This is a genomic window from Pseudomonas sp. FP2335 (assembly GCF_030687535.1).
Lineage (GTDB): Bacteria > Pseudomonadota > Gammaproteobacteria > Pseudomonadales > Pseudomonadaceae > Aquipseudomonas.
In genome coordinates, this window is record NZ_CP117437.1 from 4,041,616 (window position 1) to 4,068,110 (window position 26,495).

At 61.6% G+C, this 26,495-nt stretch carries 20 protein-coding genes and 4 tRNA genes; 3 read left to right on the forward strand and 21 right to left on the reverse strand.

Annotation, left to right across the window (positions count from 1 at the left end):
• Window positions 1-28 precede the first annotated feature (28 nt).
• Window positions 29-105 (reverse strand) — tRNA-Val (locus PSH81_RS18085).
• A 184-nt stretch (window positions 106-289) separates the two neighbouring features.
• Between PSH81_RS18085 and PSH81_RS18090 the strand changes: the two genes are divergently transcribed.
• Window positions 290-1,573 carry an FAD-binding oxidoreductase gene (locus PSH81_RS18090; protein WP_192296831.1) on the forward strand — a complete coding sequence of 428 codons (1,284 nt, stop codon included), beginning with the start codon at window positions 290-292 and terminating at the stop codon, window positions 1,571-1,573.
• Between the two features lie 237 nt (window positions 1,574-1,810).
• Here PSH81_RS18090 and PSH81_RS18095 read toward each other — a convergent pair.
• The 19 genes from PSH81_RS18095 to leuC form a co-directional block, all read right to left on the reverse strand.
• Window positions 1,811-1,887 (reverse strand) — tRNA-Asp (locus tag PSH81_RS18095).
• Between the two features lie 105 nt (window positions 1,888-1,992).
• Window positions 1,993-2,069: transfer RNA gene (locus PSH81_RS18100), tRNA-Asp, on the reverse strand.
• A gap of 54 nt (window positions 2,070-2,123) precedes the next feature.
• A tRNA-Val gene (locus PSH81_RS18105) sits at window positions 2,124-2,199 on the reverse strand.
• A 107-nt stretch (window positions 2,200-2,306) separates the two neighbouring features.
• Window positions 2,307-3,071, reverse strand: coding sequence for an SDR family oxidoreductase (locus tag PSH81_RS18110; protein WP_124410364.1), 765 nt, complete (start codon window positions 3,069-3,071; stop codon window positions 2,307-2,309).
• Window positions 3,072-3,082: 11 nt separating this feature from the next.
• Entirely contained in the window at window positions 3,083-4,294 is a 1,212-nt protein-coding gene (locus tag PSH81_RS18115) for an O-succinylhomoserine sulfhydrylase (RefSeq protein WP_017737849.1), read from the reverse strand.
• Window positions 4,295-4,359: 65 nt separating this feature from the next.
• Window positions 4,360-5,865 carry an amidophosphoribosyltransferase gene (gene purF / locus PSH81_RS18120; RefSeq protein WP_017737850.1) on the reverse strand — a complete coding sequence of 502 codons (1,506 nt, stop codon included), beginning with the start codon at window positions 5,863-5,865 and terminating at the stop codon, window positions 4,360-4,362.
• Window positions 5,866-5,906: 41 nt separating this feature from the next.
• Entirely contained in the window at window positions 5,907-6,464 is a 558-nt protein-coding gene (locus tag PSH81_RS18125; RefSeq protein WP_003192538.1) for a CvpA family protein, read from the reverse strand.
• Between the two features lie 259 nt (window positions 6,465-6,723).
• Complete coding sequence (locus PSH81_RS18130; protein ID WP_226455115.1) at window positions 6,724-7,383, reverse strand: SPOR domain-containing protein; 660 nt, start codon at window positions 7,381-7,383, stop codon at window positions 6,724-6,726.
• The gene (folC, locus tag PSH81_RS18135; protein WP_305391230.1) at window positions 7,367-8,674 is read right to left on the reverse strand and encodes a bifunctional tetrahydrofolate synthase/dihydrofolate synthase; all 1,308 of its coding nucleotides are present in this window, start codon (window positions 8,672-8,674) and stop codon (window positions 7,367-7,369) included. Before folC ends, PSH81_RS18130 begins: the two co-directional genes overlap by 17 nt.
• The gene (gene accD / locus PSH81_RS18140; RefSeq protein ID WP_192296835.1) at window positions 8,671-9,591 is read right to left on the reverse strand and encodes an acetyl-CoA carboxylase, carboxyltransferase subunit beta; all 921 of its coding nucleotides are present in this window, start codon (window positions 9,589-9,591) and stop codon (window positions 8,671-8,673) included. The genes folC and accD overlap by 4 nt, the downstream gene beginning before the upstream one ends.
• A gap of 244 nt (window positions 9,592-9,835) precedes the next feature.
• Window positions 9,836-10,456, reverse strand: a complete 621-nt coding sequence (locus PSH81_RS18145; protein WP_305391231.1) for a phosphoribosylanthranilate isomerase — start codon at window positions 10,454-10,456, stop codon at window positions 9,836-9,838.
• A 64-nt stretch (window positions 10,457-10,520) separates the two neighbouring features.
• The gene (gene truA / locus PSH81_RS18150) at window positions 10,521-11,345 is read right to left on the reverse strand and encodes a tRNA pseudouridine(38-40) synthase TruA (RefSeq protein ID WP_192297231.1); all 825 of its coding nucleotides are present in this window, start codon (window positions 11,343-11,345) and stop codon (window positions 10,521-10,523) included.
• 194 nt (window positions 11,346-11,539) lie between these two features.
• Window positions 11,540-14,125: a FimV/HubP family polar landmark protein gene (locus PSH81_RS18155; protein ID WP_305391232.1), complete on the reverse strand. Its 2,586-nt coding sequence runs from the start codon at window positions 14,123-14,125 to the stop codon at window positions 11,540-11,542.
• A gap of 162 nt (window positions 14,126-14,287) precedes the next feature.
• Window positions 14,288-15,298: an aspartate-semialdehyde dehydrogenase gene (locus PSH81_RS18160; protein WP_305391233.1), complete on the reverse strand. Its 1,011-nt coding sequence runs from the start codon at window positions 15,296-15,298 to the stop codon at window positions 14,288-14,290.
• Between the two features lie 249 nt (window positions 15,299-15,547).
• The gene (gene asd, locus PSH81_RS18165; protein WP_192296839.1) at window positions 15,548-16,660 is read right to left on the reverse strand and encodes an aspartate-semialdehyde dehydrogenase; all 1,113 of its coding nucleotides are present in this window, start codon (window positions 16,658-16,660) and stop codon (window positions 15,548-15,550) included.
• Window positions 16,661-16,724: 64 nt separating this feature from the next.
• On the reverse strand, window positions 16,725-17,807 hold the full coding sequence (gene leuB, locus PSH81_RS18170; RefSeq protein WP_021491199.1) for a 3-isopropylmalate dehydrogenase: 1,083 nt from the start codon (window positions 17,805-17,807) through the stop codon (window positions 16,725-16,727).
• A gap of 53 nt (window positions 17,808-17,860) precedes the next feature.
• The gene (locus tag PSH81_RS18175; protein WP_305391234.1) at window positions 17,861-18,625 is read right to left on the reverse strand and encodes a class I SAM-dependent methyltransferase; all 765 of its coding nucleotides are present in this window, start codon (window positions 18,623-18,625) and stop codon (window positions 17,861-17,863) included.
• Between the two features lie 146 nt (window positions 18,626-18,771).
• Window positions 18,772-19,416, reverse strand: a complete 645-nt coding sequence (gene leuD / locus PSH81_RS18180) for a 3-isopropylmalate dehydratase small subunit (RefSeq protein ID WP_015884976.1) — start codon at window positions 19,414-19,416, stop codon at window positions 18,772-18,774.
• Window positions 19,417-19,426: 10 nt separating this feature from the next.
• A complete protein-coding gene (leuC, locus tag PSH81_RS18185) occupies window positions 19,427-20,845 on the reverse strand; it encodes a 3-isopropylmalate dehydratase large subunit (protein WP_305391235.1) in 1,419 nt (472 codons plus the stop codon).
• 140 nt (window positions 20,846-20,985) lie between these two features.
• Here leuC and PSH81_RS18190 point away from each other — a divergent pair, with 140 nt between their 5' ends.
• Window positions 20,986-21,876: a LysR family transcriptional regulator gene (locus PSH81_RS18190; RefSeq protein ID WP_192296843.1), complete on the forward strand. Its 891-nt coding sequence runs from the start codon at window positions 20,986-20,988 to the stop codon at window positions 21,874-21,876.
• Window positions 21,877-21,941: 65 nt separating this feature from the next.
• Window positions 21,942-25,220 (forward strand): EAL domain-containing protein, encoded by a 3,279-nt coding sequence (locus tag PSH81_RS18195; RefSeq protein ID WP_305391236.1) that lies wholly within the window; start codon window positions 21,942-21,944, stop codon window positions 25,218-25,220.
• A gap of 3 nt (window positions 25,221-25,223) precedes the next feature.
• On the opposite strand, the gene PSH81_RS18200 is transcribed toward PSH81_RS18195, so the two are convergent.
• On the reverse strand, window positions 25,224-26,477 hold the full coding sequence (locus tag PSH81_RS18200) for a hypothetical protein (protein WP_305391237.1): 1,254 nt from the start codon (window positions 26,475-26,477) through the stop codon (window positions 25,224-25,226).
• Window positions 26,478-26,495: the final 18 nt, after the last annotated feature.

Below are 26,495 nucleotides of genomic sequence, written 5' to 3' on the forward strand. Positions count from 1 at the left end.
CACACCGCCCAGCAGAGCGGATTTTGTTTGGTAGGCGCGATTGGACTCGAACCAACGACCCCCACCATGTCAAGGTGGTGCTCTAACCAACTGAGCTACGTGCCTGCTGTGAGGCGGCATTCTACGGAATTCCGGAGGGGTGTCAACATCTTTTTTGCAGCTAACCCTATGAATATGCGAATTTTTTATTTGCGCCGGGTAGACCCGTGGTTTTCGGGTGGCTGGCAGGCAATTTTCAACTCAGGTAGGATCGGCGCACTCGTAAAAAATATAAAACAGAGGTTCCAGGATGGCGAACACCCCCTACCCCCAGTCGTATTACGCCGCGTCCGCAAACGCGGTTCCGCCGCGCCCGGTACTGCAAGGTGACGTCGAAACCGATGTATGCGTGATTGGCGCCGGTTACACCGGCCTGTCCAGCGCGTTGTTTCTCCTGGAGAACGGCTTTCGCGTGACGGTGCTGGAAGCCGCCAAGGTCGGGTTTGGCGCGTCTGGGCGCAACGGCGGGCAGATCGTCAACAGCTATAGCCGCGACATCGACGTGATCGAACGCAGTGTCGGCCCCAAGCAGGCGCAGTTGCTCGGGCAGATGGCGTTTGAGGGCGGCAAGATCATTCGCGAGCGGGTCGCCAAATACCAGATCCAGTGCGACCTGAAAGACGGCGGCGTGTTCGCCGCGCTCAACAGCAAGCACATGGGCCACCTGGAGTCGCAGAAGCGCCTGTGGGAGCGCTATGGCCATACCCAGCTGGAACTGCTGGACGAGCGCCGCATCCGTGAGGTGGTGGCCTGTGACAACTATGTTGGCGGCCTGCTCGACATGAGCGGCGGGCACATCCACCCGCTCAACCTGGCATTGGGCGAAGCCGCGGCCGTGGAGTCACTCGGCGGTACGATCTATGAGCAATCCGCTGCACTGCGCATTGAGCGCGGCGCCAATCCGGTGGTACACACCGCCGAGGGCAAGGTCAGGGCCAAGTTCATCATTGTCGCGGGCAACGCCTACCTGGGCAATCTGGTGCCCGAGCTGGCGGCCAAGTCGATGCCGTGCGGCACCCAAGTCATCACCACAGCCCCACTGGGGGACGAACTGGCAAAAACGTTGCTGCCACAGGATTACTGCGTCGAAGACTGCAACTACCTGCTCGACTACTACCGCCTCACCAGCGACAAGCGCCTGATATTCGGCGGCGGCGTGGTGTATGGCGCGCGCGACCCGGCAAATATCGAAGCGATCATCCGTCCGAAGATGCTCAAGGCGTTCCCGCAGCTCAAGGATGTAAAGATCGACTACGCCTGGACCGGCAATTTCCTACTAACCCTGTCGCGCTTACCGCAAGTAGGTCGCCTGGGCGACAACATCTATTACTCCCAGGGCTGTAGTGGTCATGGTGTGACGTACACGCACCTGGCGGGCAAGGTATTGGCGGAGGCACTGAGAGGCCAGGCAGAGCGCTTTGACGCGTTTGCCGACCTGCCGCACTACCCATTCCCGGGTGGACAGCTGTTACGCACACCATTCGCAGCACTGGGAGCCTGGTATTACGGGCTGCGGGATAAGCTGGGATTCTGACCGAATCCAACTGTGGGAACGGGCTTGTGTGGGAGCGGGCTTGCTCGCGAATGCAGTGTGTCAGTCACCAGACTTATTGACTGATCCACCGCTTTCGCGAGCAAGCCCGCCCCCACATATAATAAAATCGCAGACACAAAAAACCCCGGTCTTTCGACCAGGGTCTTTGCTATCGGATCAAAGTAGCCAGAGGCTTTCTTTGTGCTTCAAGGCGTTCAGTGGGCCTTGATGCAGATATGGCGCAGCGGACGGGACTCGAACCCGCGACCCCCGGCGTGACAGGCCGGTATTCTAACCGACTGAACTACCGCTGCGTATCGCTTGACCAGTTGAACGCAAACATTCAACTGTCTTTAAACATCTGATTGATCAACCTTGGTTGTTCAATCTCAAGCCCGAAAAATCAAGCCTGGAAAATATGGCGCAGCGGACGGGACTCGAACCCGCGACCCCCGGCGTGACAGGCCGGTATTCTAACCGACTGAACTACCGCTGCGCGTCGGTGCAACCTTTACGTTGCGTCTTGCCCTAGGGCAAAACTCTCAAGAAGTGGTGGGTGATGACGGGATCGAACCGCCGACCCTCTGCTTGTAAGGCAGATGCTCTCCCAGCTGAGCTAATCACCCTTTGCTTCGTTGAGGCCGCGAAATTTACGCAGGTAACGGACCTAAGTCAATAGCCTGCTTGAAGTTTTTCTGAAAAAGACAAAATTACTTCAAGACGGCCACCTGCCCTACTCGCTGTAAATCATCTTCTTGCTCATGCCACCGTCCACGACAAACTCTTGGCCGGTGACAAACCCGGCCTGACGCGACAACAGCCACGCCACCATCGCCGCGACGTCCTCCACCGTGCCAACCCTGCCCGCTGGATGCTGGGCGTGGTCAGCGTCCGTCAAAGGCTCGGCGCGCCGTGCGGCAGGATCACGCGCATCGATCCAACCCGGGCTGACCGCATTGACCCGCACTTCCGGCCCAAGGCTCATCGCCAAGGCGTGTGTCAGGGCCAACAAACCGCCCTTGCTCGCCGCATAGGCTTCGGTGTCCGGCTCCGATTGACGGGCCCGGGTCGACGCCAGGTTGACGATGGCACCGCCATGGGCACGCAGGTACGGCGCACAGTGCTTGGCAAGCAACATCGGCCCACTCAGGTTGACCGCCAGCACACGATTCCAATACGCCAGATCAAGGCTTTCCAATGTGATATTGCGCGGATCGGCCACCGCCGCATTGCACACCAACGCATCCAGGCGCCCAAACTGCCCAAGCACCTCGGCAACGCCCTGCGCAACCTGCTTCTCGTCGGCCACGTCCATACTGATAAACCAGGCATTCTCGCCCAGCACTTTGGATACTTTGGAACCGCGCTCACGGTCCAGGTCAGTCAGAACCACCTGCCAGCCTTCGCTGATCAGCCACGCGGCAATCCCGAGACCAATACCCCGCGCCGCGCCAGTCACCAGCGCGACGCGCCCGTTACTGGCTGCCGCCGCCTCCAAGGACCACTCGATCACAAGGCCGCCAGCCCGCGAGCCAGGTCAGCCTGCAAGTCAGCCACATCTTCCAGGCCCACCGCGATGCGGATCAGGCTGTCACGGATACCGGCCGCCTCACGTTCTTGCGGCGCCAGGCGCCCGTGGGAGGTGGTGCTCGGGTGCGTGATGGTGGTCTTGCTGTCCCCCAGGTTGGCGGTGATGGAGATCAGGCGTGTGGCATCGATAAAGCGCCAGGCGCCGTCCTTGCCACCCTTCACTTCGAAACTCACCACCGCCCCGAAACCACGCTGCTGGCGCTGGGCCAATTCGTGTTGCGGATGGCTCTTGAGACCGGCGTAATGCACCTTCTCGATACCGTCCTGCTGCTCCAGCCACTCGGCCAGGGCCTGGGCGTTGGCGCAATGGGCCTTCATGCGCAGGCTCAGGGTTTCCAGGCCTTTGAGGAAGATCCAGGCATTGAACGGGCTCAGGGTCGGCCCGGCGGTACGCAGGAAGCCGACGATTTCCTTCATCTGCTCACCGCGACCGGCAACCACACCCCCCATGCAACGGCCTTGGCCGTCGATGAACTTGGTGGCCGAGTGCACGACAATGTCCGCACCCAGCTTCAGCGGCTGCTGCAATGCAGGCGTGCAGAAGCAGTTGTCGACCACCAGCATCGCGCCCTTGGCGTGAGCCACTTCGGACAGCGCGGCAATGTCCACCAACTCGGCCAGCGGGTTGGAGGGCGACTCGACAAACAGCAACTTGGTGTTGGCCTTGATCGCCGCATCCCAGCCGGACAGATCCGCCAACGGCACGTAGTCCACTTCGATACCGAAGCGCTTGAAGTACTTTTCGAACAGGCTGATGGTCGAACCGAACACACTGCGTGACACCAGCACATGGTCGCCAGCGCTGCACAGGCTCATCACCACCGCCAGGATCGCCGCCATGCCAGTCGCCGTCGCCACCGCCTGCTCAGCACCTTCCAGGGCCGCAATACGCTCTTCGAACGCCCGCACGGTCGGGTTGGTGTAACGCGAATAGACGTTGCCCGGCACTTCACCGGCAAAACGCGCAGCTGCATCGCCAGCGGTGCGGAACACATAGCTGGACGTGAAGAACATCGGGTCGCCGTGCTCGCCTTCCGGCGTGCGGTGCTGACCGGCGCGCACAGCCAGGGTATCGAAAGCTACGCCATCGAGGTCGCTGTCCAACCGACCGGCATCCCATTCCTGACTCATGCTGCGACTCCTTACTCAATTCTTTATTTAAGATACAAAACCGGCCCCTCAGGGCCGGTGTCTACTCAGTTGTTGTACAGATCGATGATCGCGCTGACCGCCTGGGTCTTGATCTTCGACGAGTCGTTACGCGCCTGCTCGATCTTGTTCAGGTAGGCCTCATCGACGTCACCGGTTACGTACTTGCCGTCGAACACGGCGCAGTCGAACTGCTCGATCTTGATCTTGCCACCACCGACCGCTTCGATCAGGTCTGGCAGATCCTGATAGATCAGCCAATCGGCGCCGATCAGGTCGGCTACGTCCTGGGTCGTGCGGTTATGGGCGATCAGCTCGTGGGCGCTCGGCATGTCGATGCCGTAAACGTTCGGATAACGCACGGCTGGGGCTGCCGAACAGAAGTACACGTTCTTCGCACCGGCTTCGCGAGCCATCTGGATGATCTGCTTGCAGGTGGTGCCGCGCACGATGGAGTCGTCCACCAGCATCACGTTCTTACCGCGGAACTCCAGCTCAATGGCATTGAGCTTCTGGCGCACCGACTTCTTGCGTGCTGCCTGGCCCGGCATGATGAAGGTACGACCGATGTAGCGGTTCTTCACGAAGCCTTCGCGGAACTTGACGCCCAGGTGGTTCGCCAGCTCCAGCGCAGCGGTACGGCTGGTGTCCGGAATAGGGATCACCACGTCGATATCGTGCTCAGGCCGCTCGCGCAGGATCTTCTCGGCCAGCTTCTCGCCCATGCGCAGGCGCGCCTTATAGACCGAAACGCCGTCGATGATCGAATCCGGACGCGCCAGGTAGACGTGTTCGAAGATACAAGGGGTCAGTTTCGGTGCCACGGCGCACTGACGGGTGTGCAGCTTGCCGTCTTCGGTGATGTACACCGCTTCGCCCGGCGCAAGGTCGCGGATCAGGGTGAAGCCCAGCACGTCCAGGGAGACGCTTTCGGAAGCGATCATGTACTCGACGCCTTCGTCGGTGTGACGCTGGCCGAACACGATCGGACGGATGCCGTGCGGATCACGGAAACCGACGATGCCGTAACCGGTCACCATCGCCACGACGGCGTAGCCACCCACGCAACGGTTGTGCACGTCGGTGACGGCGGCGAACACGTCTTCTTCGGTCGGCTGCAGCTTGCCGCGCTGGGCCAGCTCGTGAGCGAACACGTTGAGCAGCACTTCCGAGTCGGAGCTGGTGTTGACGTGGCGCAGGTCAGATTCGTAAATCTCCTTGGCCAGCTGTTCAACGTTGGTCAGGTTACCGTTATGCGCCAGGGTGATGCCGTAAGGCGAGTTGACGTAAAACGGTTGAGCTTCGGCCGAAGTCGAGCTACCGGCAGTCGGGTAACGCACATGGCCAATACCCATGTGCCCGACCAGGCGCTGCATGTGACGCTGATGGAACACGTCACGAACCAGACCATTGTCCTTGCGCAGGAATAACCGGCCGTCGTGGCTGGTCACAATACCGGCAGCGTCCTGGCCGCGGTGCTGGAGGACGGTTAGCGCGTCATACAGCGCCTGATTGACGTTCGACTTACCGACGATACCGACGATGCCACACATGCGACGCAACCCCTACTTAATGAATCTTGACTGAACACAGCTTACTGAGGCGTTTTGGCCGGCAAGAGGTGTTCCTTGAACGGAAGATCAGCGGGTACGCTGATTCCGCTGGCCAGCCACTGACTGCTCCACCCCAGAATGAGGTTCTTGGACCAATCCGCAACCAATAGAAATTTTGGCACGAGTACCGACTCCTGCCACCACGAATCCTGCTGTACCGGCCCCAGGCTCAACAGCCCGACTGCCACAACCACCAGCAACGCGCCACGCGCGGCGCCGAAGGCCATGCCGAGGAATCGATCGGTCCCGGAAAGGCCGGTGACACGTATCAACTCGCCAATAAGATAATTGACCATTGCCCCCACCAGCAGCGTGGCGATGAACATGATGGCGCAGCCCGCAATGACGCGAGCCGAAGGTGTCTCGATGTATCCGGCCAGGTAGACCGACAGTGAACCACCGAACATCCAGGCTACGACTCCTGCGATAATCCAGGTCAGCAACGACAGTGCTTCTTTTACGAAGCCGCGGCTTAGACTGATCAAAGCGGAGATGGCGACGATTGCAACGATCGCCCAATCAACCCAGGTAAATGGCACAGTGCAGCCTACAGACGGATAAGGCGGCGCATTTTAGCAGAGCGCTGGGCTGTCGGTAAGCTGTGATTGTCGGCGCCTTGCAAATCAGTAGTTTGTGGCGAAGGAATCCAATTTCAACCCCACTTTAAAACGAGTGCGGGAGCGGGCTTGCTCGCGAATACGGTGGGTCAGCCAGAACATTTGGCGACTGAAACACCGCTTTCGCGAGCAAGCCCGCTCCCACATTTGAACCGCATTGCCAACCGGAGGCGGCAGCTATTCAACCGCGCTCAGGCTGGAACCGCACCACAAAACCATTGAGGTTCTGCTGGCGCCCCAACAAATCGCGCAGGCGATCCGCTTCGGCACGCTCGATCAACGGCCCGATAAACACCCGGTTCTTGCCATCGGCACTGCGGATGTAGGCGTTATAGCCTTGAGCGCGCAGTTTTTTCTGCAAGGCTTCGGCGCTTTCGCGATTGGCCAGGCTGGCGAGCTGGATCGACCAACTGATCGGCAGGCCATTCGGATCAATACGGCTCTGGCCCACATCCGGCTTGCCCGGCGCGGCCGGCTGCGGCGCTACAGGCTTGGGCGCAGGTGCCGGCGCAGCAGGCTTGGCCGCCACGACGGGCGCCGGCGCAGGCTTGACCACCGGCACACTTGGCTGCACCGGCGTCGACGGTGCGGCTTGCGCGGCCACTTCCTCATCGGTCGGCACCGGCTCTTCCTCAGGCAAGGCCTGCGGCTCAGGTACCACCACCGGCTCCACCTGCACTTGAGGCACCACCGGCGCCTGGGGCGCAGCCGGCGCCTCAACCACAACCTGGCGCTGCTCGTCCTGACGGGAAAACAGCATCGGCAGGAAAATCACCGCCAATGCCACCAGAACCAGGGCTCCAACCATTCGCTGCTTGTATGCGCTATCCAGTAATGCCATGTGCAGCTTCCTCCGTGGAGCGCCGGGCCAACCACTCAAGCGCCTCGGCAACACAATAAAATGATCCGAACAACAGAATTTCGTCGTCAGGCGTGGCAACCGCGCACTGCGCTTCAAGGGCAACGGCGACGCTTGCATACGACGCCACCGGCGCGCCAAGGTTCTGCAAGGCCTGTTCCAGCTCAACAGCCGGACGACTACGCGGCGAATCCAACGGTGCGACCGCCCAGGCCTGGACATCGCCCAACAATGGCGCAACCACGCCATCCAGATCCTTATCGGCCAGCAGCCCGAATACCGCAAGACGACGACCGACCGGCGGCGTGCGCGACAGGCGGCGCGCCAGGTATTCAGCGGCGTGAGGGTTATGCCCCACGTCGAGCAACAGGTTCAGGCGCTTGCCTTCCCATTCGAATACACGCCGATCCAGGCGCCCCACCACGCGGGTCGCCAGCAATGTCGCAGCGATCTGCTCGACATCCCACGGCAGATCCAGCAACAGGTAGGCTTGCAGAGCGAGCGCGGCGTTTTCCATCGGCAGATTCAACAGCGGCAAATCGCGCAGCTCTACAACCTGGCCACGCGCATCCCGCCCGCGCCATTGCCAGTGCTGCTCGCCGATCTCGAGATTGAATTCACGCCCACGCAGGAAGAACGGGCAATCCAGCTCGCGCACCTTGTCCAGCAAGGTATGCGGCGGGTCCAGGTCACCACACAGGGCTGGCTTGCCCTGGCGAAAGATCCCAGCCTTTTCATAGGCCACCGACTCACGGGTATCCCCCAGGTAATCGGCATGATCCACGCCAATACTGGTCACCAGCGCGAGATCGGCATCCACCACGTTGACCGTATCCAGACGCCCACCCAGGCCGACTTCCAGTACCACCACATCCAGCTGCGCACGCTCGAACAGCCAGAACGCCGCCAGGGTGCCCATTTCGAAGTAGGTCAGGGATGTCTCGCCACGCCCGGCATCAAGCGCGGCGAAGGCTTCGCAGAGTTGCTCATCAGTGGCTTGGACGCCATTGAGTTGCACCCGCTCGTTATAACGCAGCAGGTGCGGAGAATTGTAGACGCCCACTTTCAGCCCTTGGGCCTGCAGCAGCGCCGCGACAAAGGCACAGGTGGAGCCTTTGCCGTTGGTGCCGGTCACCGTGATCACACGCGGTGCCGGCCGTCCCAACCCGAGGCGGGCCGCTACCTGTTGCGAGCGCTCCAGGCCCATGTCGATGGCGGACGGATGCAACTGCTCAAGGTAGGCGAGCCATTCGCCCAGGGTACGTTGGGTCATAGGTTTGCAGGCACCGGCGGTACGACGATTGGCTCTACCTTTGGCGCGACGTATACAGGCGTCGGCAGGCCCATCATTTGCGCAAGCAGGCTACCCAGGCGCGGACGCAGCTCACCACGCGGGATGATCAGGTCGATCGCACCGTGCTCCAGCAGGAACTCGCTGCGCTGGAAGCCTTCCGGCAGTTTTTCACGCACGGTCTGCTCGATCACACGCGGGCCGGCAAAGCCGATCAGGGCCTTTGGCTCGCCGACGATCACGTCGCCCAGCATCGCCAGGCTGGCGGAAACGCCGCCGTAGACCGGGTCGGTCAGTACGGAGATGAACGGGATGCCTTCTTCACGCAGACGCGCCAGTACCGCGGAGGTCTTGGCCATTTGCATCAGGGAGATCAGGGCTTCCTGCATACGCGCACCACCGGAGGCAGCGAAGCAGATCATCGGGCAGCGGTTTTCCAGGGCGTAGTTGGCGGCGCGAACAAAGCGCTCACCGACGATGGCGCCCATGGAGCCGCCCATGAAGGAAAACTCGAACGCCGAAACTACCACCGGCATGCCCAGCAGCTTGCCGCTGACGGAGATCAGCGCATCTTTCTCACCGGTCTGCTTCTGCGCGCCGGTCAGGCGATCCTTGTACTTCTTGCCGTCGCGGAACTTGAGACGGTCAACCGGCTCGAGGTCAGCACCCAGCTCGGCACGGCCGTCGGCATCCAGGAAGATGTCGATGCGGGCGCGGGCACCGATGCGCATGTGGTGATTGCACTTGGGGCAAACGTCCAGGGTCTTTTCCAGCTCCGGGCGGTACAGCACCGCGTCGCAGGATGGGCACTTGTGCCACAGACCTTCAGGAACCGAGCTTTTCTTCACCTCGGAACGCATGATCGAAGGGATCAGTTTGTCTACTAACCAGTTGCTCATGCTTTCTTTCTCCAGTACCGGTGGCTTGAACACAGCCCCGCGTATGCCCTTGAGCTAAATTCATATGTGGCGATGACACATGCTGGACGGGGTCAGACGTTCGACCAGCCATTTCCCGCATGCATCCTCAGCCTTCCAGACAACCTGCCAGCGCAAGGTTGCCACTTCATTTCCGGGCCACCTACAGGCGGCGCCGGGCTGTTTTACACAGTGGTAGTTATGGACGGCGGCAGACTGCCAGCCGTCACATCCCGCGCACAGCCTGCATGAATGCGCGGATCTTGCCGTGATCCTTGATGCCCTTGCCCTGCTCCACTCCACCGCTGACATCCACGGCGTACGGGCGCACCTGTTCGATAGCGGCCGCAACGTTCGCGGGATTGAGCCCGCCCGCCAGGATGATCGGCTTGCTCAAGCCTTCGGGAATCAGTGACCAATCAAACGCTTCACCCGTACCGCCCGGCACGCCTTCGACATAGGTGTCCAGCAGAATCCCGCGAGCGCCCGTGTAGATGGCGCAGGCCGCGGCGACATCGTCTCCGGCCTTGACCCGCAGCGCCTTGATATACGGACGCTGGTAGCTCTCACACTCGTCGGGGCTTTCGTCGCCGTGGAATTGCAGCATGTCCAACGCAACGGCATCCAGGGTCTCATTGAGTTCGCAGCGGCTGGCGTTGACGAACAAGCCCACCGTAGTCACGAACGGCGGTAACGCGGCGATGATCGCCCGCGCCTGCAATACATTAACCGCCCGCGGGCTCTTGGCATAAAACACGAAACCGATGGCGTCCGCGCCCGCTTCGACTGCCGCCAGCGCGTCTTCTATGCGGGTAATCCCGCAAATCTTGCTGCGAACGGCTGGCATGTCGTGGAAACCTCAGGGGTTGGGCCGAGAAAGTCCCGGATGGTAACAAATGCTTTTCCGGGCGTCAGCCGCCAAGTTCGCTGAAACCTGTGAGGAAGTGTGGCCCGATAAAACGTTCCGGCAATTCGAACTCGTCGCGGTACTCCACATCCACCAGGTACAACCCGAACGGATGCGCCGTCACCCCGCCGGTACGGCGGATGCGGCTTTCCAGCACTTCCCTGGCCCATTCCACAGGGCGCTCGCCCGTGCCGATGGTCATCAGCACGCCAGCAATGTTGCGCACCATATGGTGCAGGAACGCACCGGCACGAATATCCAGCACGATCATCTTGCCGTGGCGCGTGACCCGCAGGTGGTGGACTTCCTTGATCGGCGACTTGGCCTGGCACTGGCCCGCCCGGAACGCGCTGAAATCATGTACACCGACCAGGTGCTGCGCGGCCTCGGCCATGCGCTCGGCGTCCAGCGGGCGGTGGTTCCAGGTGATTTCTTCGTTGAGATGAGCCGGGCGGATCTGGTCGTTGTAGATCACATAACGATAGCGCCGGGCAATGGCCTTGAAGCGCGCATGAAAGTGCGCAGGCATGACCTTGGCCCAACTGACACTGACGTCATGGGGCAAATTGATATTGGCGCCCATCACCCACGCCTTCATCGTGCGCTCGGCCTGGGTGTCGAAGTGCACCACCTGGCCGCAGGCATGCACGCCAGCATCGGTACGCCCGGCGCACATCAGCGACACCGGCGAGTCAGCGACTTTAGACAGGGCCTTTTCCAGGGTTTCCTGCACCGTCGGCACACCCGACGCCTGGCGCTGCCAGCCGCGATAGCGCGAGCCTTTGTATTCCACGCCCAGGGCGATGCGGTAAAAGCCTGCGGCCGCCATTTCGGCGGCCGCGTTATCTATATTTGCCAAGAACTGAGAGCCTGATGAGTTACGCAAAGGCGGCCATTATAAAGATGACCGCCCAAATGTGGGAGCGGGCTTGCTCGCGAAGGCAGTCACTCAGTCACGACATCATTGACTGACACTACGCCTTCGCGGGCAAGCCCGCTCCCACAGTGGATTTTCGTTGCCCTTCAAATGCGGCCGAGCATTTCCTTGGCCTCGCCGCGCTGAGACTCGTCACCTTCGGTCAGCACTTCGGACAGGATGTCCCGCGCGCCATCAGCATCACCCATGTCGATGTACGCCTGGGCCAAGTCCAGCTTGGTCGCTACTTCATCGGTTCCAGACAGGAAGTCGAATTCCGGCTCATCACCACCCAGCGCCGCATCTTCAGCGGTGAAGGATGGCTCGATAGGCGGATGCTCCAGGCTCTGGGACAGACGATCCAGCTCAGCGTTGACGTCATCCAGCTCGGACGCAAAGGCATCAGGCTTGGCTGGCGCCTCAGGCTCGTCGGCCAGGGACAGGTCGAAGTCTTCCGGCAGGTCAAAATCGTCCAACGCAGCGGGCGTCAGGGTTGGCGGCTCGACGGCAGGCACATCCTGCATCTGCTCTTCGAGGCCAGACAGGAAGTCGTCATCGGCCTGCGCCGAAGCCGGCTCATCGAGTTGCAGGTCCAAATCAAAGTCGGACAGGTCGTCCGGGCTGGCCTTGGCTTCGGTCTGCTGTTGCAGCACCGACTCAAAACTCAACTCATCGTCCAGACTGGCAGGCGAAGCGGCTTCCAATTCATCCAGGCTCAGGTCGAAATCAGTCTCGAAGGCCTCAGGTTCTGGCGCCGGTGCCGGTGCCACCGGCTTGTCTTCCAGCAGGTCCTTGACGTATTGAGCGTCCAGGGCGGCGGCGGCCACTGCGGCGCTGACACCCGCCGCGAGCACGGCCATGGCCGGGAAGCGCGACTTGAGCTGCTCGACCTGGGCATGGTTCTCACCGTTGGCTACCAGCTGGCGCTCCTGGGTGACAAAGCCGTCCTTGTCGTTTTGCAGGCCATAGACCTCCATCAGCTTCAAGCGCAAATCGCTGCGCTTGGGTTCGTGCTTGATCGCTTGCTCCAATACGTCGGCGGCCTGGTTCAGATGGCCGCGGTCGACAAGGGATTGGGCCTGGGCCAGCGCATCGTTGGCGTTGACCGGGGCAACGGCCACTGCCAGCGGCGAGAGCACCGAGGCGACGGTTGGCACGACTGTCTGCTCGACCACAGGGGCAGACACAGGCGCCGGAGCGGCTGACAGCTTGACGTTCGGCGGCGGGACTTCCAGACCCTCGAAGCTGTCCGGTGGCAGATCCTGGTCAATATCGGAGGTGAATACCGGTTCTTCGGCCAGGGCACGGGCCATGCGCAGGTGCTTTTCCTCTTCGCGACGGGCATTGCGATGGCGCGCCCACAGCAGCAGGAGCAACAACACCACCAGGCCCGCCGTGCCACCGATCACACCCAGCACCACCGGATTGGTCAGCAGGTCGTTGAATTTGTCATCCGCGCTGGCAGGTGCCGCTTCAGGCTTGATCGGCTCAGGCGCAGGCGCCGCCGGGACAGGCGCAGGAACAGGCGCCGCTACCGGAGCAGCAGGCGTCGCCGCGGCCGGCTCGCCAGCCAATTGTGCAGAGATGGGTGCCGTTGCAGCTGCCGCTGCGGGATCACCTTTTTCAGCCTGCAAACGCGCCAACTGGTCATTTTTCAGTTGAATCAGCTTTTGCAGCTTGTCCAACTGGCTTTGCAGGTCCGCCGCACGGCTTTTCAGCTCGGCGTTGTCGCGACGGGTGGTGTCCAGCTCTTCCTGGGTCATCGCCAGCTTGTCGCTCAGGGCGCGGCCGTCAGCGGCCTTGCCTTTTGCGCCCTTCTTGGCGGACTCGGCCGAGACCAGGCTCAGGTTGTCCTTGGTCGTGGTGCTCGACGGCGCATTGCCCGCCTGGGTGCGCTTGGTGGCATCCAGTTGCTGCTTGCCCGCGACTTGATTGGTCGCCGAGCGACGGCCCTGGCGCCAGGCAGCGTTTTGCGCGGTGACTTCGGCAATCGCCTGTGGCTGTGGCAGTGCGGTGCTTTGTACGGTATCCGGCAGGCGCAGGACCTGGCCGGTCTTCAAGCGGTTGATGTTGCCATCGATAAAGGCGCCAGGGTTAAGTGCCTGGATCGCCAGCATGGTCTGTTGGACCGAGCCGCCGTTGCGGTTCTTCGCGGCAATTTCCCACAAGGTGTCGCGAGAAGTCGTGGTGTGCTGGTTCGGCTTGCTTACAACAGGGGCGGCAGGTGCAGCGGGCGCGGCACTCGCCGGCGCCGACAAGCGCGGCGCTGGGACGGCAGCTGCCGGTTGTTCAAATTTGGCGGGATCAAGCAGCACGCTGTAGTCGCGCATCAGGCGACCATTGGGCCACTGCACCTGCAACAGGAAACGTACGTAGGATTCCGGCAGCGGCTTGCTGGAGGTGACGCGCACCACGCTGCGGCCACTGGGGTTGATCACGGGAGTAAACGTCAGGTCATTGAGGAACGCCTGGCGATCCACGCCCGCATCCACAAACGCCTGGGAGGAAGCCAGGCTCGGCGTGATCTCGGACGCCGTGAGGCCGCCGACATCAAGCAATTCGATTTCCACCGACAAGGGCTGGTTCAACTTCGACTTGAGGGTCATCTCCCCAAGTTGCAGCGCCTGCGCCATACCGGAGGACAGCGCCGAGGCGGCCGCTATTGCTAACACCAGTTTGCGAACTTGAACCATAGCCTCATCCTTTGTTTGAACACTCCCCGGCCTGCGAGAAGGTTGGTAACCGCTGCCATTAGGCATGGCGAGCCGATAGGTCACCGACGCGCAACTTTTCCAGCTTGGGGCCAAGCATAGCGCCTGGTTAGAATCAATCTACAAATTGCCGCCAAGTATCTTTTACGCAAGGTCTTTTATCAACAACTGTGCCAGCTGTACGGCGTTCAGTGCCGCGCCTTTGCGTACGTTATCTGACGTCAGCCACAGATTTAGTTCCGACGGATCATCCACACCTGCGCGAACCCGTCCGACATACACCACGTCTTGCCCGACTGCATCGCCAACAGCGGTTGGGTAATTACCCTCCTCCACCAGCTCTACACCCGGCGCTGCGTCGAGTGCGCGGTTGACGGCGGCAAGGTCGACCGCGGCACCCAGCTGCAATGACACTGTCAGGCTATCGCCAAAAAACACCGGGGCTTGAACGCAAGTTGCGGAAATCTTTAGTAAAGGAGTTTCCAGCACCGCGCGCAGTTCGTGTACGAGACGCTTCTCAAGGGCTGTATGACCTTGGGCATCTGGCGTACCGACTTGTGCCAACAGGTTGAAGGCCATTTGCCGATCAAAGAACTTCGGCTCCAGCGGGCGCACGTTCAGCAGTTCAGCGGTTTGCCGCGCCAGCTCGCTGACGGCTTCGCGCCCCTGGGCAGACACGGCCAGGCTGGCGGTGACGCTCACGCGTTGGATGTCCAGCAAGCCACGCAATGGCGCCAGGACCACCGCCAGGTTGGTTGCGGACGGGCTCGGGCTGGCGAGCTGGAAGGGTTTTTTCAGGCCCTTGAGAACCTGCGCATTCGCCTCCGGTACCACCGGCGGCGCCTGTTCGGCAGGCAAGGCACCCGACAGGTCGATCACCGCACACCCGGCCGCCGTGGCGCGCGGGGCGAAACTCAGGGTGACGGCCGGCCCGGCTGCAAAGAACGCCAGCTGCGCCTTGCTGAAGTCAAACTCGTCGACTTCCTTGACCCGCACGTTCTTGCCGCGAAACGGCACCGATGCCCCCGCCGAGTTGCTGCCAGCCAGCAGATACAGGGTACCCACCGGGAAATCCAGTTCTTCGAGGATCTGCACCAGGGTTTCACCCACGGTGCCGGTGGCGCCGATCACGGCGATTTCAAAGGTCTGGGTCATGGGGGCTGCCTCGGGCATTGCGGGGGGAGCGGCACTTTACCGGGTGGTTGGGGGTGAGGCAATTGGACCGGGTCTTGGGGTGTCGCTGATGGCCTCTTCGCGAGCAAGCCCGCTCCCACATTCGACCGAGTTTCTCCAATTGAAATGCAATCAAATGTGGGAGCGGGCTTGCTCGCGAAGAGGCCCGAAAGCACAACAAAAAACCCGCGCCTGTCACCAGAACGCGGGTTTCCTGATTGCCTCAAGCGATCAACGCTCCAGCAAGATCCGCAGCATGCGACGCAGCGGTTCAGCCGCGCCCCACAACAGTTGGTCGCCAACCGTGAACGCGCCCAGGAACTGGCTGCCCATGTTCAGCTTGCGCAGACGGCCCACGGGTACATTCAGGGTACCGGTGACCTTCGTCGGACTCAGCTCCTGCATGCTGATGTCGCGGTTGTTCGGCACCAGCTTGACCCATGGGTTGTGCGAGCTGATCAACGCTTCGATATCAGCGATCGGCACGTCTTTGTTCAGCTTGATGGTCAGCGCCTGGCTGTGGCAGCGCATCGCGCCGATACGCACGCAGATGCCATCCACCGGGATCGGGCTCTTGAAGCGACCGAGGATCTTGTTGGTCTCGGCCTGGGCCTTCCACTCTTCGCGGCTCTGGCCGTTCGGCAGTTCCTTGTCGATCCACGGGATCAAGCTACCGGCCAACGGCACGCCGAAGTTCTCGGTCGGGTACGCATCGCTGCGCATGGCTTCAGCCACACGACGGTCGATGTCGAGGATCGCGCTGGCCGGGTCGGCCAGTTGATCGGCGACAGCCGCGTGGGTCGCGCCCATCTGCTTGATCAGCTCACGCATATTCTGCGCACCGGCACCGGAGGCCGCCTGATAGGTCATGGCGCTCATCCACTCGACCAGGCCGGCTTCGAACAAGCCACCCAGGCCCATCAGCATCAGGCTGACGGTGCAGTTGCCGCCGACGTAGTTCTTGGTGCCCGCATCCAGCTGCTGGTCGATGACCTTGCGGTTCACCGGGTCCAGGATGATCACGGCGTCGTCCTGCATACGCAGGCTCGATGCAGCATCGATCCAGTAACCCTGCCAGCCGGCTTCACGCAGCTTGGGGAAGACTTCACTGGTGTAGTCGCCACCCTGACAGGTCACAATCACGTCGAGGGTCTTCAGCTCTTCAATGCTGTAGGCGTCCTTGAGCGGGGCAATATCCTTGCCCACGGACGGGCCTTGGCCACCAACGTTCGAAGTGGTGAAAAACACCGGCTCAATAAGATCGAAATCCTGCTCTTCCAGCATCCGCTGCATGAGCACGGAACCGACCATACCGCGCCAACCGATCAGACCTACACGTTTCATCGCAACTACACCTTGTTAAAAAGTGGGCCGCCTTGCAGCAACAACTGCAAGCGGGCCCGAGAGATTACAGATTCCGCAGCGCGGCGACTACTGCGTCGCCCATTTCTTGCGTCCCAACCTTGGTGCAACCCTGCGACCAGATGTCGCCGGTGCGCAAACCCTGATCCAGCACCAGGCTCACGGCCTTCTCGATGGCATCCGCCGCTTCGCTCAGGTTGAAGCTGTAACGCAGCATCATCGACACCGACAAGATAGTCGCCAGCGGGTTGGCAATGCCCTGGCCCGCGATGTCCGGCGCCGAGCCGTGGCAAGGCTCGTACATGCCCTTGTTGTTGGTGTCCAGGGACGCCGACGGCAGCATGCCGATGGAGCCGGTGAGCATCGACGCCTGGTCGGACAGGATGTCGCCGAACAGGTTGTCGGTAACGATCACGTCGAACTGCTTGGGCGCACGCACCAACTGCATGGCGGCGTTATCGACGTACATGTGGCTCAGCTCGACATCCGGGTAGTCCTTGGCCACTTCTTCGACGATTTCGCGCCACAGTTGGCTGGAGGCCAGCACGTTGGCCTTGTCGACCGAGCAGACTTTCTTGCCACGCACACGGGCCATGTCGAAACCGACACGGGCGATACGGCGGATTTCGCTCTCGCTGTACGGCAGGGTGTCGTAGGCCTGGCGTTCGCCGTTTTCCAGCTCGCGCACGCCACGTGGCGAGCCGAAGTAGATACCGCCGGTCAGCTCACGCACGATGAGGATGTCCAGGCCCGCGACCACTTCCGGCTTGAGGCTCGACGCGTCAGCCAGCTGCGGGTAGAGGATCGCCGGGCGCAGGTTGCCGAACAGGCCCAGTTGCGCACGGATTTTCAGCAAGCCGCGCTCAGGGCGGATGTCACGTTCGATCTTGTCCCACTTCGGGCCACCCACGGCGCCGAGCAGCACGGCGTCGGCCGCGCGGGCGCGGTCCAGGGTTTCGTCGGCCAGTGGCACGCCATGCTTGTCGATGGCGGCGCCGCCGATCACGTCGTGGCTCAGTTCAAAGCCCAGGCTGTACTTGCTGTTGGCGAGCTCCAGCACCTTGACCGCTTCGGCCATGATTTCCGGACCAATACCGTCGCCAGGGAGAATCAGAATCTGCTTGCTCATGGGTTCCTCATTTCATCAAGCGACCCGCCCGCGGGCAGGTCGGGAAAAATTGCTCAGCGCTCGGCAAACACCACCAGCACGTCGGTGCTGAAGGTGCCGTCGGCTTGAATCTCGTAGTAATCGCGCACTTCCTGGCCCATCGCCCGTTGCAGCTCAAGGATGGCAGCGCGCAGCACCTCGGGCGTGCGCATGCGCTCGACCCACGAGGTGTATTCCAGGCGCAGGCGCTGGCGGCTGCTGTTACGCACATGCAGGCCGGACTCGCTGAGCTGCTGCATCCATTCGGCGGCGGAGTAATCGCGTACGTGGCTGGTGTCGCGCAGCACTTCGACGGTTTGCAGGTAAGTGTCCAACAGCGGGCTGCCCGGTGACAAGACATCGACAAACGCCACTACCCCGCCCGGCTTGAGCACCCGGCGCACTTCGCGCAGGGCCAGGCCGACGTCGCTCCAGTGGTGCGCCGAGTAGCGGCTGAACACGAAGTCGAACTCGCCATCGGCGAACGGCAGGCGCTCGGCGGCGCCATGGACGGTGCGAATATTGTCCAGGCCCCGATCGTTTGCAGCGCCCGCGACGACATCGAGCATCTGCTGGGAAAGGTCGTAGGCCACCACCTCTTTAACCAGAGGGGCGACGTGAAAGCTCACATGACCGGCACCGCAGCCCAGATCCAGCAGTCGTGCAGCGCCCTGCCCGGCCAGTTCGGCCTGGAGCAGCGCGAATTCGGTGCCCTGGGCGTGCACGGCACTGCTCAGGTAGGCCGAGGCTTGTTCGCCGAATTGTTTTTGCACGACTTGGGTGTGGGCGGTGCTGGTCATGAGGGTTTCCTTGGGACTTATGGTGTTTGTGCTGCCGTCTTCGCGAGCAAGCCCGATCCCACATTTGGCCGCATTTCAACTGAAGGAACTCGGTCGAATGTGGGAGCGGGCTTGCTCGCGAAAGGGCCAGTCCTGCTTACATCAAATCAGGCATCGCGAAACAACCAAGGCTGGCTGGCCCGGTGCTTGGCTTCAAAGGCGGCAATTGCATCGCCGTCCTGCAAGGTCAGGCCAATATCGTCCAGGCCGTTGATCAGGCAGTGCTTGCGGAACGCATCGACCTCAAAGTGATACACCTTGCCATCCGGACGGGTCACGGTTTGCGCGGCCAGGTCGACGGTCAGCTGGTAGCCCTCTTCGGCTTCCACCTGCTTGAACAACTCGTCGACTTCTGCGTCGCTCAAGATGATCGGCAGCAAGCCGTTCTTGAAGCTGTTGTTGAAGAAGATGTCGGCATAGCTCGGCGCAATGATGCTGCGAAAGCCATATTCTTCCAGGGCCCACGGCGCGTGTTCACGGCTGGAGCCGCAACCGAAGTTCTCGCGGGCGAGCAACACGCTGGCCCCCTGGTAACGTTCGGCGTTGAGTACGAAGTCCTTGTTCAGCGGGCGCTTGGAGTTGTCCTGGTAGGCGTAGCCCACGTCCAGGTAGCGCCACTCGTCGAACAGGTTCGGGCCGAAACCGGTGCGCTTGATCGACTTCAAGAACTGTTTGGGGATGATCTGGTCGGTGTCGACGTTGGCGCGATCCAAAGGGGCGACAAGGCCGGTGTGTTGGGTAAAAGCACGCATCGGGTATTCCTCAGATCAATTCGCGAACGTCGATGAAACGACCGTTGACGGCCGCCGCAGCAGCCATGGCCGGGCTGACCAGGTGGGTACGCCCACCGGCGCCCTGGCGCCCTTCGAAGTTACGGTTGGAGGTGGACGCGCAATGCTCGCCCGACTCCAGGCGGTCCGGGTTCATCGCCAGGCACATCGAGCAGCCCGGCTCGCGCCACTCAAAACCGGCTTCGAGGAAGATCTTGTCCAGGCCTTCGGCTTCGGCTTGTGCCTTCACCAGGCCCGAACCCGGCACCACGATGGCTTGCTTGATGGTCGAGGCGACTTTGCGGCCTTTGGCGATCACCGCCGCAGCGCGCAGGTCTTCGATCCGCGAGTTGGTGCAGGAGCCGATGAACACGCGGTCCAACTGGATGTCGGTGATCGCCTGGTTGGCCTGCAAGCCCATGTACTTCAGGGCACGCTCGATGGAACCGCGCTTGACCAGATCGGCTTCCTTGGCCGGGTCCGGCACGTTCTGGTCGACGGCCAGGACCATTTCCGGCGAGGTGCCCCAGCTGACTTGCGGCTTGATCTGTGCTGCATCGAGTTCGACCACGGTGTCGAACACCGCGTCGGCGTCGGAGACCAGGTCTTTCCAGGCTTCGACGGCAGCGTCCCAGTCTGCGCCGGTCGGTGCGAATGGGCGGCCCTTGACGTATTCAACGGTCTTTTCGTCCGCCGCCACCATGCCCACACGGGCACCGGCTTCGATGGACATGTTGCAAATAGTCATGCGGCCTTCGATGGACAAGTCGCGAATCGCGCTGCCGGCGAATTCGATGGCATGCCCGTTACCGCCGGCGGTGCCGATCTTGCCGATCACGGCGAGGACGATGTCCTTGGCGGTCACGCCGAACGGCAATTGGCCTTCGACGCGCACCAGCATGTTCTTCATCTTTTTGGCGACCAGGCACTGGGTCGCGAACACATGCTCCACCTCGGACGTGCCGATGCCGTGGGCCAAGGCACCGAAGGCACCGTGGGTGGAGGTGTGGGAGTCGCCGCAGACCACAGTCATACCCGGCAAGGTTGCACCCTGCTCCGGGCCGATCACGTGGACGATCCCTTGACGCACGTCATTCATCTTGAATTCGGTGATGCCATATTCGTCGCAGTAGTCATCGAGGGTTTGCACCTGCAGACGCGACACGGTGTCGACGATCGCGTCGATGCCGCCCTTGCGTTCCGGGGTGGTCGGTACGTTGTGGTCCGGGGTGGCGATGATGGAGTCGACGCGCCAAGGCTTGCGCCCTGCCAGCCGCAGGCCTTCGAACGCTTGTGGCGAGGTCACTTCATGGATGATGTGACGGTCGATATAGATCAGCGACGAGCCATCGTCGCGCCGTTTCACTTCATGGGAATCCCAAAGTTTGTCGTAAAGCGTTTTGCCGGCCATCAGTCGGTCCTCATCATCGGTCTTTCTATGCCCTGGGCATTTCAATAACCCTTTGGCTTGTGAGGCTGATGGTATGGCGCTACATTAAATAACTCAAATTCATATTTTTTATGCTTTGGATTACCAACTGGAATACAACCATGGACCTGGCCAACCTCAATGCCTTTATTGCCATCGCCGAGACCGGCAGCTTCTCCGGCGCCGGTGAGCGCCTGCACCTGACCCAGCCGGCCATCAGCAAACGCATTGCCGGCCTGGAGCAACAATTGAAGGTGCGCCTGTTCGACCGCCTGGGCCGCGAAGTCGGCTTGACCGAGGCCGGGCGGGCCCTATTGCCACGGGCTTATCAGATTCTCAACGTGCTGGACGACACCCGTCGCGCCCTCACCAACCTGACCGGCGAAGTCAGCGGGCGCCTGACCCTGGCCACCAGTCACCACATCGGCCTGCACCGCCTGCCGCCCGTGTTGCGCACCTTTACCCGCAAATACCCGAACGTGGCGCTGGATATTCAGTTCCTCGATTCGGAAGTGGCCTACGAGGAAATCCTCCACGGCCGCGCCGAGGTGGCGGTGATCACCCTCGCGCCCGACCCCCATCACCTGGTGCGTGCGACCCCGGTCTGGGATGACCCGCTGGATTTTGTCGTGGCGCCGGAGCACAGCCTGACCAGCAACGGCCACGTCAGCCTGGCCGATATTGCCGGTCATCCGGCGGTTTTTCCCGGCGGCAACACCTTTACACACCATATCGTCAGGCGCTTGTTCGAAGCCCAGGGCCTGACGCCAAACATCGCGATGAGTACTAACTACCTGGAAACTATCAAGATGATGGTGTCCATCGGCCTGGCCTGGAGCGTCTTGCCGCGCACCATGCTGGATGATCAGGTGGCGAGCATCGCTTTACCGGGCATACAACTCAGTCGCCAGCTAGGCTATATCGTGCACACCGAAAGGACGTTGTCGAACGCAGCGCGGGCTTTCATGAGCCTATTGGATGCACAGGTCGATCTGCCAGGAATACCGGCATGAAGCCGTGCGGCCTCAGGTTTACGTGAAACCGCGCCTTACGCCCATTGAGCCAAGGCCCTTTGATAATGCGCAATCCCGTCGATTCCGTGCCACCCCTGCCCCGCATTTACGCTCTAGACCCCCAAGAGGCGGAACAGAGCTGGGACAGCGCCCCGCAATTGCTGGCAGCCCTCAACGGTGCCCGGCTGGGGGCATGGTGCTGGGAAATCGACACCGGCAGGATCAGTTGGTCACGGGGGACCCAGGCGCTGTTCGGCTTCGACCCGCGCGCGCCACTGCCCAAAGACCTGGATTACCTCGACCTGCTCGCCCCGGCCGACCGCGCCAAGGTCGTGCGGGCCTTTCATGCGGTGCTGGCCGGCGAACCGTTCGAGCAGGCGATGCGCCACCGCATCCAGTGGCCCGACGGCAGCTATCACTGGCTGGAAATCAACGGCAGCCTGGCGCCGGACAAGACCGGGCGGCGTCGGATGATCGGGGTGATCCGTGAGATCACCCAGCAGCGTGAACGGGAAACCGCCCTCGGCCACTCCGAAAAGCGCTTCGCCACGCTGTTTCACCTATGCCCGAACATGGTGCTGCTGACCCGCCAGGCCGACGGCCTGATCAGTGAAGCCAACCAGTATTTCGAGATCCATTTCGGCTGGCCGGTCGCCGATGCCATCGGCCGCACCACCCTGGACCTGGGCCTGTGGCGCCATCCCGAGCAGCGCGCGCAGCTGGTCAAGGCTACTCAGCGCAAGGGCGAGCCGATCACCATGGAGGTGCAGTTTTGCGCCAGCAACGGCCAGATCCACGATGGCACCCTCAGCGCGCAAAAGGTCGAACTGGAGGGTGAGGCTTATCTGATCAGCACCTTTCTTGACACCACCGAACGCAAAAACGCCGATCAGGCGCTCAAGGACAGCCAGGAACGCCTCGACCTGGCGCTCAATTCCGCGCAACTGGGCACCTGGGACTGGCACATTCCCACCGGCATGCTCTACGGCTCGGCTCGCGCCGCGCAACTGCACGGCCTGCCGCCCGAGCCGTTCCACGAGTCCTTCGACGCGTTTTTCGAAGGCATGCCCGATGAAGAACGCGACAACATGCGCAATGCCTATCGCACCCTGCGCGAAGGCCCGGCCGGCAACTACCAACTGACCTACCGCGTGCCCATGGAGGACGGCAGTTCGCGCTACCTGGAAAGCCGCGCGCGCCTCTACCGCGACGAAAAGGGCGCGCCATTGCGCATGGCCGGCACCCTGCTGGACATCACCGACCAGGTCGAACGCGAGCAACGCCTGAGCGCCTCCGAAGAGAAATTCGCCAGCCTGTTCCAGGCCAGCCCCGATCCGATCTGCGTCACCGGCCTGGACAGCGGCGTATTTATCGAAATCAACCCCGCGTTTACCCAGACCTTTGGCTGGACCGCGGCCGAAGTGCTCGACAAAAGTGCCGAGCAGATCGGCCTGTGGGACGACTCCAGCAAGCGCCTGCAACGCATCGAGCGGGTGATTCGCGAACAGTCATTGAACAATGTGGCCATCACCGCTCGCCACAAGGATGGGCGAAGCCTGACCTGCGTGATCGCCAGCCGGCTGATCAAGGTCGGCGACCAACCGTGCATCGTCACCACCTTGCGCGACATCACCCAGCAGCAACGCTCGGAAGCCGCGCTCAAGGCCAGCGAAGAGAAGTTCGCCAAGGCGTTCCATTCCAGCCCCGACGCCATTTCCATTACCGAGCGCGACACCGGTCGGTATGTCGAGGTCAACGATGGTTTTTGCCGCCTCACGGGTTACCGCGCGGAAGAAGCCATCGGGCTCACGCTGTATCAAATCGGCATCTGGGCTGATGAAAACCAACGCTCGGCGCTGCTGGCTGAATTGCAGATCAAAGGGCGCATCCACCACCTGGAAATGCTTTGGCACAACAAGCGCGGCGATGTGTTGGCGGTGGAAGTTTCGGTCGAGCCGATCACCCTGAATGAAACGCCGTGCCTGCTGCTGACCGCCCGCGATGTGAGCCTGTTGAAGAATGCCCAGGCGCAGATCCGCCACCTGGCCTACCATGACCCGCTGACCAACCTGCCCAACCGCGCCCTACTGATGGACCGCCTGAGCCAGCAGATCGCCCTGCTCAAGCGCCACAACCTGCGAGGCGCGCTGCTGTTCCTGGACCTGGACCACTTCAAGCACATCAACGATTCCCTTGGCCACCCGGTCGGCGACACTGTGCTGAAAATCGTCACCGCCCGCCTGGAAGCCAGCGTGCGCATGGAAGACACCGTGGCCCGCCTGGGCGGCGATGAGTTTGTGGTACTGCTCAGCGGCCTCGACGGCACGCGTTCGCAGGTCAGTACCCAGGTGCAGGAATTGGCCGACACCCTGCGTGAATTGCTCTCGGAGCCGATGTTCCTCGACGGCCACCGCCTGCAGGTCACCCCGAGCATTGGCGTAGCGTTGATCCCCGACCATGGCTCGACGCCGGCCGACCTGCTCAAGCGCGCCGACATCGCCCTGTACCGCGCCAAGGATTCGGGGCGCAACACCACGCAGATGTTCCACAACAGCATGCAAAGAACCGCCAGCGAACGCCTGCGCATGGAAACCGACCTGCGCCTGGCCCTGTCACGCGGCGAATTCAGCGTGCACTACCAACCCCAGGTCGATGCACGCGGCAACCACATCATCGGCGCCGAAGCCCTGGTGCGCTGGCAGCACCCGCAACTGGGCGCGCAGTCCCCTGCCGAGTTCATCAAGGTGCTGGAGGACAGCGGGCTGATCCTGGAAGTCGGCACCTGGATTCTCGATGAGGCCTGCGGTGCATTTCAGCAATTGATCTCTGACGGCCTGGTAGACCCGTTGCGCTTCAGCCTGTGCGTGAATATCAGCCCCCGGCAGTTTCGCCAGAACGACTTCGTTGAACGCGTGGTGCACAGCCTCGATGAGCACGACCTGCCCTACAGCCTGCTGAAACTGGAGATTACCGAAGGCATCGTGATCCAGAACCTGGACGACACCGTGGCCAAGATGCGCCGCCTGAAAAAGCTCGGCGTGAGCTTCGCGATGGATGATTTCGGCACCGGCTATTCATCGCTGACCTACCTCAAGCGCCTGCCGGTGGACGCACTGAAGATCGACCAGTCGTTTGTGCGCGATGCGACTCACGACCCGAACGACGCGGAAATCATCCGCGCCATCGTGGCCATGGCTCGCAGCCTGAACCTGGAAGTGATTGCCGAGGGCGTGGAAACCCTGGAGCAGTTGGCGTTCCTGCAACGGTTGGGGTGCCATGTGTTTCAGGGGTATCTGCACAGTCGGCCGTTGCCGATTGAGGCGTTCAGGCGCTTGCTGGAATAGCTGTCACACCAACTTCAGCGCCCGCAAATAAGTCCCCTTCCATTGCGACGTCTGCAGAGTGTGCCGGCCCCCATAATAATCGAGCACGCCGCCAATCACCGTCATCGAGTGACCACCGTCAGACAGGGTGCCGATAGCGCCGGCAATCAACTCGTTCACATCGCTTTCGCGGATATAGGCGTACAACCCCAACCGACGCAGCGCCTGCCCGGGGTATTCACCGTCATTGAGGGTATCGATGGCAACGTCGAAACTCTGCCCGCCACGAAAGTCGTTGTTTTCCAACTGCGCGCGCCTGGCGCTCACGGCGAACAGGAAATAGGCATCCTCCAGCATTGCACAGTCGTTGCCGCGAAAGCCGGAAGCGGCCCTCGCCTTGCGCAATTGCTCATGGGTCAGCGTCAGCCTGAAACCATCACGCATAACGACTGCATAACCTTCGGCAGTGGCAGTGACCTCCCGAAAAATATCCGCGGGGCACTGCCCGAACCTCATCATAGCCGCCTTGATTGCCGACACCGTCACGCAGTTCCCCGGTGTCCCTTGGTAGAACCCCCCCCAAATATCCAGGGGTCTTCGGCCCGCAAACACCTTCGGTGTGGGTGCGCCTCCCCGAGGTTTGTCGGCGAACAGCCTGTAACCATAGCGACTGCCTACCTGACGCGGTTTGCCGTTAGCGTGCCCAAGCCCGTCCACTACCAGCGCACTGCCAAAATTATGGGTCTCCATCACCGCCACTACGCCTTCGCCAACCATCCTGCTCGGCGGCACATACTGGGAAAGCCCATACACCCCCATACCCTGCAAGCACCGCAGAGTGGTTTCGCCCTGGAGTGACTTTGTCAGCGCCGCGTGAAAATTGGCGTAGCCACCGATCTGCTGCCTGCGCTTTACAAACACCGTCAACGCAAAGTTGGCGGCGCTGAGGGCTTGCGCATCATTGCCACTGAATTTGGACACCTGCGCGACTAGCTGCAGCTCTTCGTGCGTGATGCGAGCGTTGAACTCATCCTTCATCATCACGTCGTAGCCGTTTGCGGTAGGCGTCACTTGATTGAACATATCGGCAGGCGTGGGGCCAAGCGTCGCCATCATCATTTTGATGACGGCAGCATGGGTGCTTACGTCAAAGTGCTCACCAAAGCGCCGCTCGCCGACGTCGAAGGCGTTCACGACAGACTTTATGGCCTTTGATGCAGAGAGCGTCGACGGGGCAGTGAAGGCAAAGGTAGGGGATTTCAAGTTCGAAGCGTTCATGGGCGAAGATTCCTATGA